Origin of the sequence: Actinoplanes sp. GCM10030250, from assembly GCF_042666575.1 — a bacterium.
GTDB lineage: Bacteria > Actinomycetota > Actinomycetes > Mycobacteriales > Micromonosporaceae > Actinoplanes.
Genome location: NZ_JBHTDO010000037.1, coordinates 72,235 through 87,579 on the forward strand (window position 1 = coordinate 72,235; position 15,345 = coordinate 87,579).

General features: G+C 71.1%; 13 protein-coding genes. 8 read left to right on the forward strand and 5 right to left on the reverse strand.

What is annotated here, in order from left to right:
- Nucleotides 1-6 precede the first annotated feature (6 nt).
- From ACFQV6_RS35275 to ACFQV6_RS35295, 5 genes are all read left to right on the forward strand, one after another.
- Nucleotides 7-1,416 (forward strand): DUF4832 domain-containing protein, encoded by a 1,410-nt coding sequence (locus ACFQV6_RS35275; RefSeq protein WP_378032012.1) that lies wholly within the window; start codon nucleotides 7-9, stop codon nucleotides 1,414-1,416.
- A gap of 65 nt (nucleotides 1,417-1,481) precedes the next feature.
- Nucleotides 1,482-2,768, forward strand: a complete 1,287-nt coding sequence (locus tag ACFQV6_RS35280; protein WP_378032013.1) for an alpha-glucosidase/alpha-galactosidase — start codon at nucleotides 1,482-1,484, stop codon at nucleotides 2,766-2,768.
- On the forward strand, nucleotides 2,765-3,700 hold the full coding sequence (locus ACFQV6_RS35285) for a carbohydrate kinase family protein (RefSeq protein WP_378032014.1): 936 nt from the start codon (nucleotides 2,765-2,767) through the stop codon (nucleotides 3,698-3,700). The genes ACFQV6_RS35280 and ACFQV6_RS35285 overlap by 4 nt, the downstream gene beginning before the upstream one ends.
- Nucleotides 3,697-4,752 (forward strand): amidohydrolase family protein, encoded by a 1,056-nt coding sequence (locus tag ACFQV6_RS35290; protein WP_378032015.1) that lies wholly within the window; start codon nucleotides 3,697-3,699, stop codon nucleotides 4,750-4,752. The genes ACFQV6_RS35285 and ACFQV6_RS35290 overlap by 4 nt, the downstream gene beginning before the upstream one ends.
- A 5-nt stretch (nucleotides 4,753-4,757) precedes the next feature.
- The gene (locus ACFQV6_RS35295; protein ID WP_378032016.1) at nucleotides 4,758-5,873 is read left to right on the forward strand and encodes a UDP-glucose--hexose-1-phosphate uridylyltransferase; all 1,116 of its coding nucleotides are present in this window, start codon (nucleotides 4,758-4,760) and stop codon (nucleotides 5,871-5,873) included.
- A gap of 634 nt (nucleotides 5,874-6,507) precedes the next feature.
- On the opposite strand, the gene ACFQV6_RS35300 is transcribed toward ACFQV6_RS35295, so the two are convergent.
- The 3 genes from ACFQV6_RS35300 to ACFQV6_RS35310 are packed head-to-tail and all read right to left on the reverse strand — an operon-like array spanning nucleotide 6,508 to nucleotide 9,102.
- Nucleotides 6,508-7,341: a class II fructose-bisphosphate aldolase gene (locus ACFQV6_RS35300; protein ID WP_378032017.1), complete on the reverse strand. Its 834-nt coding sequence runs from the start codon at nucleotides 7,339-7,341 to the stop codon at nucleotides 6,508-6,510.
- A 43-nt stretch (nucleotides 7,342-7,384) separates the two neighbouring features.
- On the reverse strand, nucleotides 7,385-8,278 hold the full coding sequence (locus tag ACFQV6_RS35305) for a 1-phosphofructokinase family hexose kinase (RefSeq protein WP_378032018.1): 894 nt from the start codon (nucleotides 8,276-8,278) through the stop codon (nucleotides 7,385-7,387).
- Nucleotides 8,275-9,102 (reverse strand): SIS domain-containing protein, encoded by an 828-nt coding sequence (locus ACFQV6_RS35310; RefSeq protein ID WP_378032040.1) that lies wholly within the window; start codon nucleotides 9,100-9,102, stop codon nucleotides 8,275-8,277. Before ACFQV6_RS35310 ends, ACFQV6_RS35305 begins: the two co-directional genes overlap by 4 nt.
- Before the next feature lie 179 nt (nucleotides 9,103-9,281).
- Between ACFQV6_RS35310 and ACFQV6_RS35315 the strand changes: the two genes are divergently transcribed.
- From ACFQV6_RS35315 to ACFQV6_RS35325, 3 genes are read left to right on the forward strand one after another with little or no spacing between them, the layout of a single operon-like run.
- A complete protein-coding gene (locus ACFQV6_RS35315; protein ID WP_378032019.1) occupies nucleotides 9,282-10,067 on the forward strand; it encodes a DeoR/GlpR family DNA-binding transcription regulator in 786 nt (261 codons plus the stop codon).
- 51 nt (nucleotides 10,068-10,118) lie between these two features.
- Nucleotides 10,119-12,344: a penicillin acylase family protein gene (locus ACFQV6_RS35320; RefSeq protein ID WP_378032020.1), complete on the forward strand. Its 2,226-nt coding sequence runs from the start codon at nucleotides 10,119-10,121 to the stop codon at nucleotides 12,342-12,344.
- The gene (locus ACFQV6_RS35325; RefSeq protein ID WP_378032021.1) at nucleotides 12,341-12,817 is read left to right on the forward strand and encodes a methyltransferase family protein; all 477 of its coding nucleotides are present in this window, start codon (nucleotides 12,341-12,343) and stop codon (nucleotides 12,815-12,817) included. The genes ACFQV6_RS35320 and ACFQV6_RS35325 overlap by 4 nt, the downstream gene beginning before the upstream one ends.
- Here ACFQV6_RS35325 and ACFQV6_RS35330 read toward each other — a convergent pair.
- Together ACFQV6_RS35330 and ACFQV6_RS35335 are read right to left on the reverse strand one after the other, a co-directional pair.
- A complete protein-coding gene (locus ACFQV6_RS35330; RefSeq protein WP_378032022.1) occupies nucleotides 12,811-13,371 on the reverse strand; it encodes a YsnF/AvaK domain-containing protein in 561 nt (186 codons plus the stop codon). The genes ACFQV6_RS35325 and ACFQV6_RS35330 overlap by 7 nt on opposite strands.
- A 318-nt stretch (nucleotides 13,372-13,689) precedes the next feature.
- The gene (locus ACFQV6_RS35335) at nucleotides 13,690-14,730 is read right to left on the reverse strand and encodes a LacI family DNA-binding transcriptional regulator (protein WP_378032023.1); all 1,041 of its coding nucleotides are present in this window, start codon (nucleotides 14,728-14,730) and stop codon (nucleotides 13,690-13,692) included.
- Between the last annotated feature and the right edge of the window lie 615 nt (nucleotides 14,731-15,345).

Sequence of the window (15,345 nt, forward strand, 5' to 3'; positions counted from 1 at the left end):
ATCATCATGCGAAGAGCACTACGCTTCACCGTCGCCCTGCTGGCGGCGCTGACCATGGCCGCGGGCACGCCCGCCGTGGCGAAACCGCACACCGGGGCCACGGCCGCGGGCACTCCCGCAGTGGCCGAACCCCACACCGGTGGCACACAGTGGAAGCCGCTGGCCTACACCTCCGCACCCGCCGACAACCCGCTCAAGGGCTTCCTGCCGTTCGCCGGTGAGTTCGAGACTTTCCCGCACAGCATGGAGTGGTTCTACCTGCCGCTGAGCGACGTGATGACCGGACCGCGCACGTTCGACTGGGACGCCTTCGAGAGCCAGCTCGGCGCCATCGCGAAACGGGGCCACCAGGGCGTGTTCCGGTTCTACCTGGACTACCCCGGCCGCCCGAGTGGGATACCGCAGTACCTGCTCGATCAGGGATTGCTGACACGCCCGTACACCGACTTCGGCAACAACGGCGTCAGCGTCGCTCCCGACTACGATGACCCGCGCCTGGTCGCGGCCCTGGAGAACTTCATCACCGCGCTCGGCCGCCGCTACGACGGCGACCCGCGCATCGGCTTCGTCACCCTCGGGCTGATCGGCTTCTGGGGCGAGTGGCACACCTGGCCCCACGACGGGTGGACCCAGCCGGAGAACTGGATGCCGGGCACCGAGATCCTCACCCGCATCCTGAACCGCTACGACGCCGCGTTCGACGTGACCAGGCTGCTGGCCCGCTATCCCAGCCCGGAGAACAAGAGCCTCGACATCGGCTATCACGACGACTCGTTCGCCTTCGAGACGCTCCCGCCGACGTCCTGGCACTTCGTGCAGCGCCTGATCGACGAGGGTGTCACCGAGAAGTGGCGCGAGCAGCCGATCGGCGGCGAACTGCGACCCGAGATCCAGTCCTGCCTGTGGGACGAGCCGGTCAGCTGCACCCAGTTCGAGGACTTCGGCCAGTCCGTCGCACAGACGCACGCCTCCTGGCTGATCAACCACGGCGCGTTCACCGGTACCGGGTTCACCGGCGGCAAATTCCAGCGCGCTGTCGAGGCAGCAAAATCTCTGGGGTACGAGCTGAGCGTCACCGAGGCCGCATTGAGCCGTGACCGGGTGCGGGTCCGCATCGCCAACCGCGGCACCGCACCGTTCTACTACGACTGGCCGGTCGAGCTCGCCGCCATCGACAGCAGGGGCCGCACGGTGCGGCGCTGGCACACCGGATGGACCGTCGCCGGTATCCAGCCCGGAGCGGAACCGGCGGAGCTGTCGGCCCGGATCAACACTCACGGTCTGCGCTCCGGGCGGTACGACATCGTCCTGCGCGTGGCCAACCCGATGCGCGGCGGCATCCCGCTGCGGTTCGCCAACACCAGCCAGAACAACAGGTCCGGCTGGCTCACCCTCGGATCCCTCACTACCAGGTAGCCGCTCCGGGTGCCCGCCGGCTGTCCGGCGGGCACCCGGCATCCCCCCGTACGAAAGACCCGGTTATGACTTCAATCGTGTTCCTCGGCGCGGGCAGTGTCGTGTTCACCCGCGAACTGCTCACCGACATCCTCGGCTATCCCGAACTGGCGGGCGCGCGCATCGTCCTGCACGACATCGACCCGGAACGGCTCGCCACGGCCGAGGCGCTGGCCCGGCGCATCGCCGCCGCATCCGGTGCCCGGCCCGAGATCTCCACCACGCTCGACCGGCGGGCCGCCCTCGACGGCGCCGATTTCGTCATCAATGCGATCCAGGTCGGCGGTTACCCGGCGACCCGCACCGACTTCGACGTGCCCGCCCGCTTCGGCCTGCGCCAGACGATCGGCGACACCATCGGCGTCGGCGGCATCTTCCGCGGCCTGCGGACGTTCCCGGTGCTCGCCGGCATCGCCGCCGACATGGCCGAGCTGTGCCCCGGCGCGTGGCTGCTCAACTACACCAACCCGATGGCCATGAACGTCACCTACCTCTCCCGGGTGGCGCCGCGGCTCAACGTCCTCGGCCTCTGCCACTCGGTGTACTGGACCGTGCGGGACCTCTGCGACATCGTCGATGTGCCCTTCGGCGACGTCGAGTTCGACAGCGCCGGCGTCAACCACCAGGCCTGGATCTTGCGCTGGGAACGCGACGGCACCGACCTCTACCCGGCTCTCGACGCGGCGATCGAGGCGGATCCACAGCTGCGCCGCCGGGTGCGCGTCGACATGTACCGCAGGCTGGGCCGCTATCCGACCGAGACGAGCGAGCACTCCGCCGAATACGTGCCCTGGTACCTGCGGCACGACGAGGAGATCACCCGCCTGCGCATCCCGGTCGGCGAGTACCTCACTGTCAGTGAGAAAAACCTTGTTGAGTACGCGGAAACGCGCGACAACCCCGCACCGATAGATCTCCGGCGCGACACCACCGAGTATGCCCCGCAGGTCATCCACAGCATGGTCACCGGCACTCCCCGCCGGATCGTCGCCAATGTGCCGAACCGCGGGCTGATCGGCAACCTGCCCGGCGGCTTCGCGGTCGAGGTCCCGGCGCTCGTCGACGCCACCGGCGCCCGGCCCGAGCCGATGGGCGACCTCCCGCCGCAGCTGGCCGCGGTCAACCGGCCCTACGTCAGCGTTGCCGAGCTCACCGTCGAAGCCGCGATCACCGGCGACCCGCGGCTCGTCCGCCAGGCCGCGATGGTCGACCCGAACACCGCGGCGTCGCTGACCGTCGGCGCCATCTGGGACCTGTGCGACGCGCTGACCGAGGCGCACGGCGACCTGCTGCCCGAGGCGTTGCGCGGATGACCCGTACCTTCGATCTTCTTGTCGTCGGGGACGCCAACCCTGACGTGGTGCTCTCCGGCGCGCCGGGCGAACTGCCCTGGGGCCAGCGGGAACGGCTCGTCGAGACCGGTGCGCTGCTCCTCGGCGGCTCAGCGGCGATCACCGCCTGCGGTGCGGCGCGGCTCGGCCTGCGCACCGCGTTCGCCGGCCGGGTCGGTGACGACCCCGCCGGGCGATTCTGCCTCGACGCGCTGCGCGAGCGTGGCGTGGACGTCTCCGGCTGCGTCGTGGACCCCGCCGTGGCGACCGCGCTGACCGTGGTGATCGCGAACGGCGAGGATCGGGCCATCCTCACCGCGCCCGGCTGCCTGCCGCTGCTCGGCGCCGACGACGTCGATCCCGGCCTGGCCGCCTCGGCGCGGCACGTCCACGTCAGCTCGTTCTATCTGCAGCCGCGGCTCGCGGCGGGGCTTCCGGAGTGGTTCGCGGAACTCCGCGAGGGTGGTGCCACGACGTCGCTCGACACCAACGACGACCCGGCGGGCCGCTGGGACGGGGGTATCGCGGCGGCGCTGGCGCAGACGGACGTCTTCCTTCCCAACGAGGCGGAGGCGCTGGCGCTCACCGGTGCCGGTGACGTGCGGGCGGCAGCGCGGTCCCTGGCCGGCATCTCGGGCCGACTGGTCGTGGTCAAGCGGGGTGCGGACGGTGCGCTGGCGTGGACGGCCGAGGGGCCGGCCGCCGTGTCCGGACCGCCTGCCGCGCCGGTGGACACCGTCGGCGCGGGCGACAGCTTCAACGCCGGATTCCTCGCCGGATATCTGGGTGGGGACGACATCGCCGGCGGGCTGCGACTGGCGGCGGCCTGTGGTGCGCTCTCCACGCGGGCCGCCGGTGGCACTGCCGCCCAGCCGACCCTCGCCGAAGCGCGTATCGGGATGGGCGGGGTATGAACCTGAACGAGCTTCGGCTGCGCGACTATGCGCCGGTACCGGCGGTACGACGGCCGCTGACCTCAGTGCCGCGGGCTTCGGTGCCGGCGGTCGACGTCCACAACCATCTCGGCCGGTGGCTCGGCGGCGGCGACTGGCTGATCCCCGACGTCGGGGCGCTGCTCGGGCTGATGGAGGAGGTCGGCGTGCGTACCGTGGTGAACCTCGACGGCCGGTGGGACGCGGAGCTGGACGCGAACATCGCCCGCTACGACCAGGCCCACCCCGGCCGGTTCCTCACCTTCTGCCACCTCGACTGGTCGCTGCTGCGAGGGCCCGATCCGACCGGCGCGCTGATCGCCGCCCTGCACCGGGCGCGGGACGCCGGAGCGCGCGGGGTCAAGGTGTGGAAGGACCTCGGCCTGAGCGTGACCGACGCCGGCGGGACGCGGGTGCTGCCCGACGACCCCCGGCTCGCCGGTGTCTTCGCGGCGGCGGGCGAGCTGGGGCTGCCGGTTCTGATCCACACCGCCGACCCGATCGCCTTCTTCGGCCCGCTGGACGGCAGCAACGAGCGCCTGGAGGAGCTGGCGGAGAACCCGGACTGGTGGTTCGGCGCACCCGGTCATCCCACCTTCGACCGGCTGATGCGAGCGCTGGAAACCGTGGTGGCCGATGCACCGGGGACGACATTCATCGGCGCCCACGTCGGCTGTGCCGCCGAGGATCTGGGATGGGTGGACGGCATGCTCCGCCGCTACCCGAACTTCCACGTGGATCTCGGCGGCCGGCTCGCCGAGCTGGGACGGCGGCCGCGCGCCACCCGGCGGCTGATCCTCGATCATCCGGACCGGGTGCTGTTCGGCTCCGACGCGTTCCCGGCGACCCGCGAGGCGTACGAGGTGTATTGGCGTTTCCTGGAGACCGAGGACGAATGCTTCCCCTACGCGCCGGGTACGCGGGTGCCGCCGCAGGGCCGCTGGGACATCTCGGCGGCGGGACTGCCCCCGGACGTGCTTCCCTCGGTGTACGCGGGAAACGCCCGCCGCCTCCTCGGCCTTTCGGAAAGGTGACAACAGTGGAGATCACCTCATTACCGGCCGGACCGCACCGGCGGCTGAACCAGCTCACCGGCGAGTGGCTGCTGGTGTCGCCCCACCGCACCGCGCGACCGTGGCAGGGGCAGGTCGAGGAGACGGCCCGGGTGACGCGGCCGCCCTACGACCCGGAGTGTTATCTGTGCCCGGGGAATACTCGGGCGGGTGGGGTGCTGACGCCTGAGTATTCGTCGACGTTCGTGTTCGACAACGACTTCGCGGCGCTGCTGCCCGATGCGCTGGTTTCCGGCGCGCCGCTGTCGGACGCGCCGCTGTCGGACGCGCCGCTGTCGGACGCGCCGCTGTCGGACGCGCCGCTGTCGGACGAGCCGGTTTCCGGCGCGCTGGGCTCCGGGCTGCTTGTGGCGGAGGCGGAGCGGGGTGTTTGCCGGGTGATGTGCTTCGATCCCCGGCACGATCTGACGCTGGCCGGCATGGACGCGGCTGCTGTGCGGCGGGTGGTGGACGCGTGGGCCGAGCAGACCGTCGACCTCGGCAGCATTCCGTGGGTGGGCCATGTGCAGATCTTCGAGAATCGTGGCGCGATGATGGGTGCCAGCAACCCGCACCCGCACGGGCAGATCTGGGCCACCGAACGCCTGCCGGGTGAGCCGGCCAAGGAGATCGAACGGCAGCGTGCCTATGTGGGCGGGGGCGGTGGTTGCCTGCTCTGCGACTACCTCGAGGCGGAACTGGCCGTCGGGCAGCGGGTCGTGTGCGAGAACGAGGAGTTCGTGGCGCTGGTGCCGTTCTGGGCGGTGTGGCCGTACGAGACCCTGGTCCTGCCCCGGCGTCATGCCGGCGCTCTGCCCGCTCTCGACGACGCCGGCCGCGACGGTCTGGCCGGCATCCTGCAGCGGCTGACCCGCGGATACGACCGGCTCTTCGGGGTGGAGTTCCCGTACTCGATGGGCTTCCACCAGCGGCCCACCGACGGGGCGCCCCATCCGGAGCTGCACGTGCACGCCCACTTCTATCCGCCGCTGCTGCGGTCGGCGACGGTCCGCAAGTTCATGGTCGGCTTCGAACTCCTCGGCCAGCCACAGCGCGACATCACCGCCGAAAGCGCCGCCGACCGCCTCCGCCAGGTGCTCTGACCAGCTGGCCCTCAGCGGGGCATTTCGCCCCGCAACCCACCCCTCACGCCCAGCCGACCCACCCCTCCCGCCGAGCCGCCTCGCCCCGCTGGCTCCCAGCGGGGTGTCTCGGCCCGCAACCCACCGCTCACGCCCAGCCGGCTCGCTCAGCTGGCTCCCAGCGGGGTGTTTCGGCCCGCAAGGCCCCGCTCACGGCCAGCCGGCTCGCTCGGCTGGCTGCCAGCGGGGTGTTTCGGCGCGCGAGGCCCCGCTCACGGCCAGCTGGCTCGCTTGGCTGGCTGCCAGCGGGGTGTTTCGGCGCGCAACCCACCGCTCACGCCCAGCTGGCTCGCCGCGCGCGCCGAGCCGGCTCGCTCGGCTGGCTGCCAGCGGGGTGTTTTGGCCCGCGAGGCCCCGCTCACGGCCAGCCGGCTCGCTCGGCTGGCTCCCAGCGGGGTGTTTCGGCGCGCGAGGCCCCGCTCACGGCCAGCCGACCCACCCCGCCCGCCGAGCCGGCTCGCTCGGCTGGCTGCCAGCGGGGTGTTTTGGCTCGCGAGGCCCCGCTCACGCCCAGCTGGTTGGTCCGGGGGGCGTGGGTGCTGTGTCGGCGGGGGTGAGGGAGCACTGGGAACCAGCTGGGGAAGGGGAGGGAGGGTCAGATCAGGACTTGGGTTAGGAGGCGGGTTATTTCGTGGGTTAGGGCGGCTCGGGCGGTGGCGCCGTATTTGCGGGGGTCGGCGGTGTGCTGTTCGCGGGTGAGGTGGTCGCGGATGGCGGTGGTGAAGACGCGGTTCAGGTGGGTGGCCAGGTTGATCTTCGTCATGCCGTGGCGGGCGGCGGCGGTGAGGGTGGCGTCGGGTACGCCGGAGGAGCCGTGCAGGACCAGGGGTACCGGGACGACGGCGTGGATGTCGGCGATCAGGGTGAGGTCGAGGACCGCGTCGCGGGTGAGCATGGCGTGGGAGCTGCCGACGGCCACGGCGAGGGCGTCGACGCCGGTGGCCGCCACGTAGGCGGCCGCGTCGGCGGGTGCGGTTCGGACGCCCGGTGCGTGGACGCCGTCCTTGCCGCCGATCTCGCCGAGTTCCGCCTCGACCCAGATGTCGTGCTGGTGGCACCAATCGGTGACCTCGCGGGTGGCGGCGACGTTGGCGTCGTGGTCGAGGGCGGAGGCGTCGTACATGACGGAGCCGAAGCCCAGCCGGACCGCCTCGTGGACCAGGGTGGTGTCGGTGGCGTGGTCGAGGTGGACGGCGACGGGTACGGCGGCGGCGCGGGCGACGGCCAGGGTGGCGGCGCCGATCGGGGCCAGGGCGCCGTGGTAGCGGGCGCAGTTCTCGCTGATCTGGAGGACTACGGGGGCCTGTGCGCGTTCGGCGCCGGCGACGATGGCTTCGGCGTGTTCGAGTTGAACGACGTTGAAGGCGCCGACCGGGCGGCCGCCGGCGACGGCGGGGGCAACGATGTCGGCGATGTTCACGAGGGGCATGGCGATCCAACAATCATGGCGATCCAACAATCATGGTGATCCTTCAGAGGGGCTGAAGCCGGACCTGGGGGAGAAGCGCGCGGTAGGCGGCCGGGTCGACGGCGCCGGCGACCTCGGCCAGAACGGCGGCGGCGGACAGGGCGGCGCCGTGCCGGAGCCGGTCGGGCCAGGACCAGCCGTGCAGGAGGCCCCGGGCCAGGGCCGCGACCAGGGCGTCGCCGGCGCCGGTGGGGTTGCCGCTGACCGCCGGTGGGGTCGCGGTCCAGGCGCCGTCGGGGGTCAGAGCGAGCAGGCCCTCGTGGCCGCGGGACAGGACTACGGCGGCGGCTCCGGCCCGGCGTGCCGTCTCGGGGGTCAGCGCGACCCGGGCCAGTTCGGCGGTGTTGGGCTTGACGATGTCCGGTTGTCCGGCCAGGCCGTGCCGCAGCGGTTCGCCGTCGGCGTCGAGGATCACGCTGGTCCCGGTGCGGCGGCAGGCCGTGGTCAGGGTCCGGTAGGCGTCGGCGGGCACGCCCGGCGGGAGGCTGCCGGAGAGCACCACCACGTCGGCGCCGGAGGTGGTCAGCAGGGTGCCGAAGTCGGCCAGGAAGGTGTGCCACTCGTCCGGTGTGACGTGCGGGCCGGGTTCGTTGAGCAGCGTGGTGCGGTCCTGCTCGGCGAGGGCGACGGTCCGGCGGGACTCGCCACCGATCGGCGTGAACCGCACGCCGATCCCGGTGGCCGCCAGGTCGGCCCGCACGGTTTCGCCGGCCCGGCCACCCAGCAGTCCGCAGGCCAGCACCGGTTCGCCGAGTGTGTGCAGCACCCGGGCCACGTTGAGGCCCTTGCCGCCCGCCCGCTCGTGGACCCGGCCCACCCGGTTCGTGTCGCCCAGGTCCAGGCTGGTCATGGCGTAGGTGATGTCGAGCGCGGCGTTGAGCGTGACGGTGATGATCACGGGAGGCCGTCGGGGAGGATCACCGAGCGGGTCAGGTTGCGCGGCTGGTCCGGGTTGAGGCCGCGGTGCCGGGCCACGGCGACTGCCAGCCGCTGTACGCGTACCAGATCGGCCAAGGGGTCGAGGCCGGTGGTGACGAGCGTGGCGCCGGTGGCTGCCACCTGCTCGGCGAGGCCGGCCGGGGGAGCGCCGAACATCCACACCACCCGGCCCGGTGCCGCGATGCTGATCGGCCCGTGCCGGTACTCCATCGCCGGGTACGCCTCGGTCCAGGCGCCGGCTGCCTCCCGCATCTTCAGCGCCGCCTCCTGTGCCAGTCCGCGGGTCCAGCCCCGGCCGAGGAAGGTGAACTGCTCGGCCGTGACCAGGTCCCGGCTCAGTGGCTCGGCCAGGGCCCGCTCCCCGTCGACGACCGCCGCCGCGGTGTCCTCGCCCAGGTGGGCGCGCAGCAGGATCAGCTGGGTGGTGGCGAATCGGGTCTGCACCACCGACTGCTCGTCGGCGAAGTCGAGCACTACGACGTCGTCGGCGCTCCGCATCACCGGCGTGCGCGGATCGGCGGTGACGGCAACCGTGTGCACCCGGCCGCGCAGCCGGGCCAGCAGCTCCAGCACCTCGGTGGTGGTGCCGGACCGGGTCAGCGCAAGCACCCGGTCGTAGTGGCGTCCGGCCGGGAACTCAGAGGCAGGAAAGGCGTCGGTAAGGCCCTGTCCGGAGGTCTCGCGCAGGGCGGCGTACGCCTGCGCGATGAACCACGACGTGCCGCAACCGACGACGGCCACCCGTTCCCCGGCCCGGGGCAACGCCGGAACGGTGCCGGCCATAGCGGAGGCCCGCCGCCAACAGCCGGGCTGACTCGCGATCTCGTCCTCAGTGTGGGTCTCTGCAATTTCATGCAACGAACTCTCACTCATGTTGCAGATCTAATCATGAGTTTGCATCACGTGCGAGAGCCAGCCCTGGATCATGAGATGCTTGCCGCGGTACGAGAGGGGACGCCCGAGTGAGTAGGTACGAGCGGTGGAACACGCTCCTGGAGCTGCTGTCCGAGCGGAAACGGCTGAGCATCGAGGAGGCCGCTCAGGAGCTCGACGTGTCCACCGCGACGATCCGCCGTGACTTCGACGAGCTGGCCCAGCAGCAGATGGTCACCCGGACCCGGGGCGGCGTCGTCGCGCACACGGTGGCCTACGAGCTGCCGCTGCGCTACAAGGCCGCCCGCAACGCCGCGGAGAAGCAGCGCATCGCCGCCGCGGCCGCCGCGCTGATCAAGCCGGGCTCCACGGTCGGCGTCAACGGCGGGACGACAACGACCGAGGTAGCTCGCGCGCTCGCCGTCCAGGCCGACCTGAATGCCGAGGATGGCGCGTCCGAGCTGACCATCGTCACCAACGCTCTCAACATCGCCAACGAGCTGGTGGTCCGCCCGCACGTCAAGGTGGTCTCGACCGGCGGCGTCGCCCGGCCGCAGTCCTTCGAGCTCATCGGGCCGCTGGCGACGGGCATCTTCGGCCGGATCACGATCGACGCCGCCGTCATCGGCGTCAGCGGGCTGGACACCGGCCGCGGCGCCACCTGCCACCACGAGGGCGAGGCCGACATCAACCGGCTGCTCGTCGACAGTGCCGCGCAGGTGATCGTCGCCGCCGACGGGTCGAAGGTCGGTCAGCGGGCTTTCGCCAGGATCTGCCCGATCGAGGCGGTCGACGTGCTGGTCACCGACAGTGGTGCGCCCGAGGACGAGGTTGCCAGGATCGAGCACGCAGGCGTACGCGTCATCCTGGTCTGATATTTATTCTGGTCTATTGAATGGTGGCCGGGCCGGTGGTACTGCTGAGAAATGGACGAAGCCAGAAGTCAGGTCCGCCATGAGGGTTTGAGCCGCCGCGGCGTTCTGGGCGGGGCCGCCGCGATCACCGCCGTCGCGGTGGGTACGCCGGCCGGCGCCGCAGTCGCTCCCGATCTCGCCCGCCGACGTGAGCGGGCGGCGCGCGTGACGATCACCCGCGACGACTGGGGCATCCCGCACGTGACCGGCCGGACCGACGCGGACGCGGTCTTCGGAATGATGTACGCGCAGGCCGAGGACGACTTCGACCGGATCGAGCGCAATTACCTGGTGAGCCTCGGCCGCCTCGCCGAGGCCGAGGGGCCGACCGCGATCTGGCAGGACCTGCGCCAGCGGTTGTTCGTCGATCCCGCGGAGCTGAAGCGGGACTTCGCGCGCAGTCCGGCCTGGATGCGCGAGCTGATGCGCGCCTGGGCGGACGGCCTGAACCACTACCTCGCGACGCATCCCGAGGTGCGGCCGCGGGTGCTCACCAGGTTCGAGCCGTGGATGCCGCTGAGCTTCTCCGAGGGCAGCATCGGCGGCGACATCGAACGGGTGCCGCTGACCCAGCTCGAAGCGTTCTACGACGGGCGTGCCGTTCCGATGACCGAGGAGGAGCGGGGGCTGCTGTTCCGCGAACCGCAGGGCTCCAACGGCATGGCGATCGCGCCGAGCCGGACCCGGGACGGCCGCGCGCTGCTGCTGATCAACCCGCACACCAGCTTCTTCTTCCGCTCCGAGCAGCATGTGACGAGCGGGGAAGGGCTCAACGCGTACGGCGCGGCGACCTGGGGGCAGTTCTTCATCTACCAGGGGTTCAACGCGAACACGGGCTGGATGCACACGTCGAGCGGCGTGGACAACGTCGACGAGTTCGCCGAGACCATCGTGACCGGGGCCGACGGGACCCGGTTCTACCGGTACGGCGAGGCGCTGCGGCGGGTGGTGTCGAAAAGGATCACGCTGTCCTTCCGTACCGAAGCTGGTGATCTGGAAAAGCGCACCTTCATCACCTTCGCGACCCACCACGGCCCGATCGTGCGGGAGGCCGACGGCAAGTGGATCGCGTTCGCGCTGATGAACAAGCCGGTCGAGGCGTTGCAGCAGAGTTTCCTGCGCACCAAGACCCGCGACTACGCGGACTTCCTCAAGGTGGCCGGCTTCAAGGCGAACAGCTCGAACAACACGCTGTTCGCGAGCTCGAAGGGCGAAATCGCCTTCCTGATGCCGCAGTTCATGCCGATTCGCGACGACCGCTTCGACTACCGCAAGCCGGTCGACGGCAGCGACCCGGCGACCGACTGGCGCGGACTGCACAGCCTGCGGAGCCTGCCGCAGGCGGTGAACCCGCGGACCGGCTGGGCGTTCAACTCGAACAACTGGCCCTGGACCGCCGCCGGCCCGGACAGCCCGCGGGCCGCCGACTACCCGCGCTACTTCGACCAAGCCGGCGAGAACCCGCGCGGGCCGCAGGCGATCCGGGTACTGACCGCGCGGCGCCACTTCACCCCGCGGACGCTGATCGCTGCCGCCTACGACCCGTACCTGACCGCTTTCGCCCGGCTGGTGCCCGGCCTCGTCGCCGCCTGGGACCGCCTGCCCGCCGGCGAGCGGAAGGCGCGGCTCGCCGGGCCGATCGGCCTGCTGCGCGGCTGGGACTACCGCTGGGGAGTGCGGTCGGCAGCGACGTCGCTCGCCGTTTTCTGGGGCGAGGCGCTCTGGGCGCCGCTGGCCCAGGCGGCGCGCGACGCGGGCATGTCGATGTGGGACTACCTCGCCGAGCGGGCCACCGACCCGCAACGACTCACCGCACTCGAGGCCGCCGCCGACCGGCTGACGCTGGATTTCGGCAGCTGGCAGGTGCCGTGGGGCGAGATCAACCGCTTCCAGCGCAACGACGGCGCGATCTCCCAGGCCTTCGACGACGCCAAGCCGAGCATTCCGGTGCCCTTCACCTCCGGGCAGTGGGGTTCGCTCGCCTCCTTCGGTGCGCGGCGCTGGCCGGGAACGAAACGCTACTACGGCACCAGCGGCAACAGCTTCGTGGCGGTCGTGGAGTTCGGGCCCCGGTTGCGGGCCTGGGCGATCACCGCCGGCGGCGCGAGCGGTCACCCCGAGTCGCCCCACTTCAACGACCAGGCCGCACGGTATGCGCGGGGAGACCTGCGCCCGGTCTACTTCCACCCCGGCGAGCTGCGCGGCCACATCGAGCGCAGTTATCACCCGGGCCAGTGACCAGCACGGGCTTCAACCTAAAAGAGCAATTGCAGGGGTACGCCTACGTGCTCGCCCAATCCGGACTGTTCGTGCTGATCTTCACCCCACGTCGGCACACGCACCGGTCAGCTGCCGTCCGGACGGCAGCCGCCCTCGGCATCGGGACCGGTGCCGTGGTGGCCGTCGCCGGTGCCCGTGAGCTGGGACCCGACCTCACCCCGATGCCACTGCCCCGGGACGGCAGCCGTCTGCGCACCGGCGGCGCGTACGCGGTCGTGCGGCACCCGGTCTACACGGGCGTGATGGCGGCCTCGGCCGTGCGCGGGCTGACAGCCGGCGGCCGGTCCCGCCCGGCCGCTGCCGCCGCACTGTGCGCGCTGCTGGTCGCGAAGGCCGGTTGGGAGGAGCGGCAGATGCGGGCACGGTTCCCGGAGTACCGGGAGTATGCCCGGCGCACCCCGCGGTTCGTCCCCAGGTGGCGGCGTCAATAGACGGGCTTGGGTGCCTCGCCGGGCAGTTCGGCCTCGATCCGCTCCTTGCGCAGCGTTCCCGAGATCACCTGGTCGTCGGTCTCGACCACCTTGGTGAGCCGGACCCGCTGCACCGGCACGATCTCGGTGGTGACGACCGGGCGCTCCTCGTGCAGTGTGATCTCGAAGACGACCCCGCCGTCCTCGCCGCCGAAGACCTCGGCCGGCCCGAAGACGTCGGGATCCCGTACCGGCTGCTGGTCGCCCTCGTCGATCGGCTCGCGTTCCAGCCGGATGCCCTCGCGGCGCACCGGCACGGTGATCTGGACCTCTTCGGTGACGACGAACTTGCGCAGCCGGGCGCGGCCGGTCTCCCACAGTTCGGTGCTGACGACCAGCTGTTCCTCCGAACGGGTCATCGCGTCGTCGGTACCGGAGGTGTCGCCGGTGCCGGTGCCGGACAGTATGGCGATCAGCTGGTCGCGGTCCAGGTTCTCGGAGCCGTGCAGGCCGCGGTTCACCACGCTCGCACGCAGCTCCTCGGTCGTCATCGCGTCGAAACCGGCGGTGTTCACGGTGCCTCCGGGGGCTTGTCGGGTGGTGCGCCTGCATTACCCGGGCCGCGGGTGGTTATCCGTCCTCATCCACCATCGGGGGACCGCCTCGCGGCCGGCCGAGCTGTCGCCGAGCTGTCGCCGAGCTGGTGTCGAGCTGGTGTCGAGCTGCCGCCGAGCTCAGGCTGCGCGAGTGTCGGGGCTCAGGCTGAGCGGGCCGTCGGCTCAGCCTGCGCGGGTGTTGGGACTCAGCCTGAGCGGGTGTTGGGACTCAGCCTGCGCGGGTGTCGGGACTCAGCCTGAGCGGGTCTTGGGGTTCAGGCTGAGTCGTCGCGGGGCTCAGGCTGACTCGCGGGTGACGAACTCGGTGTTGAGCAGGATCGACTGTTCGACCGGTTCGCCCTCGGCGAGGCGGACGACCTGGCGGGCCATCGTGCGGCCGATGTCGTGGATCGGGAGGCGGACCGTGGTCAGTGGGGGCTCGGCGTAGCGGGCCGGTTCGGTGTCGTCGAAGCCGATGACGGCGACGTCGTCGGGCACGCGGCGGCCGGAGAGCCGGAGGACCCGCAGGGCGGCGTGGGCCATCAGGTCGGAGGCGACGAAGACGGCGTCGAGTTGCGGGTGGTCGGCGAGCAGCTGCCGCATCGCCGAGCCGGCGGACTCGTAGGTGAAGTCGCCGACGGCCACCACCGGGCGCCGGCGGGAGTCGCGCATCTCGGCGCGGTAGCCGGAGAGCCGGTCGATCGCGCCGGGAACCGTCTGGGGCCCGGCGATCGTGGCGATCCGGCGGCGGCCGGAGTCGACCAGGCGGCGAACCGCCTGCCGGGCAGCATCGGTGGTGGCGACGTCGACGTAGGGGACCGGCGACGGGTCCATCGGCCGCCCGTTGACGACGACCGGAACGCCCTTCTCGGCGAGCGTGCGGGGCAGCTCGTCGGCGCCGTGCATCGAGACGACCATGACGCCGTCCACGTGGCCGCTCAGGGCGGCGTCGCGGACCCGGTCCCGGGTGTGCCGGGAACTGGCCAGGTGCAGCACGAGCTCCTTGCCGGCCTCGGCAAGCTCGTGCGCGGCACCGTGCACGAGGGTGGAGAAGAACGGGTCCTCGGCGAACATCCGGTCGGCGGACTCGTCGAGCATCAGCGCGTACGCGTCCATGCGCTGGGTCACCAGGCCCCGCGCGGCCCGGTTGGGCACGTATCCGAGGGAGCGGACGGCGTGCAGCACCGCGTCGCGGATGGCGGGGGAGACCGTCGTCGCGCCGTTGACCACCCGCGACGCCGTGGCCCGGGACACCCCGGCGAGGGCGGCGACCGTTTCCAGGGTGGGGCGCTCACGGCCCTCGGCCGGTGGCTGAGCGGCGGGAATGCCGGTCGTCACGCCGGAATTCCCGATCGAATCGGCCTACTCACCGGAATGTTCACCGATAAACCGTGCGCGTCGTCACTATTGTGAAACAATTCGGTGAGCGGCATCTGTGGTGATCCTTTTCGAGTGTCGGGGTGCTGGTGTCACCGTACGCAATCTGTGGTTGCGAGACAATCAGGCGACCCTGATTAGGGCGTAGCGCCACGATCGATTTCAGATTGCGCAGAAAAGCGGGAGTCTGCCGGGTGGCCGGTTCCGTCCGGCGCCAGTTCCCGCAGCTCAGGATGGGTCCGGCGAACTTCCGGGGACGTAGGCGGTCGTCGATCGGTGTGTGAAATCCCCGCGATGGGGCGGTGGTCACATTTCTCGGGTATTGACCGTGGTTGAGCTGCGACATTCGGTGCCGGGGGTCCGGGCAGTGCAACGCATTGATGAAGATTGTGTTTACCGGGTGCGTCGAAATAGTTTCCGGTTCGCCTGTGCCGCCGGTCACCGAATTTGCGGGGGATGCGCCGCGGCCCTACGGTTCCTCTCGGCGGGCAATGACGGCCGACCAAATGAATGATCTCAATACGTGCACGGCGACATGATCGTCAATTATCCCGATGCGGGAACGTGCTCCGGTCG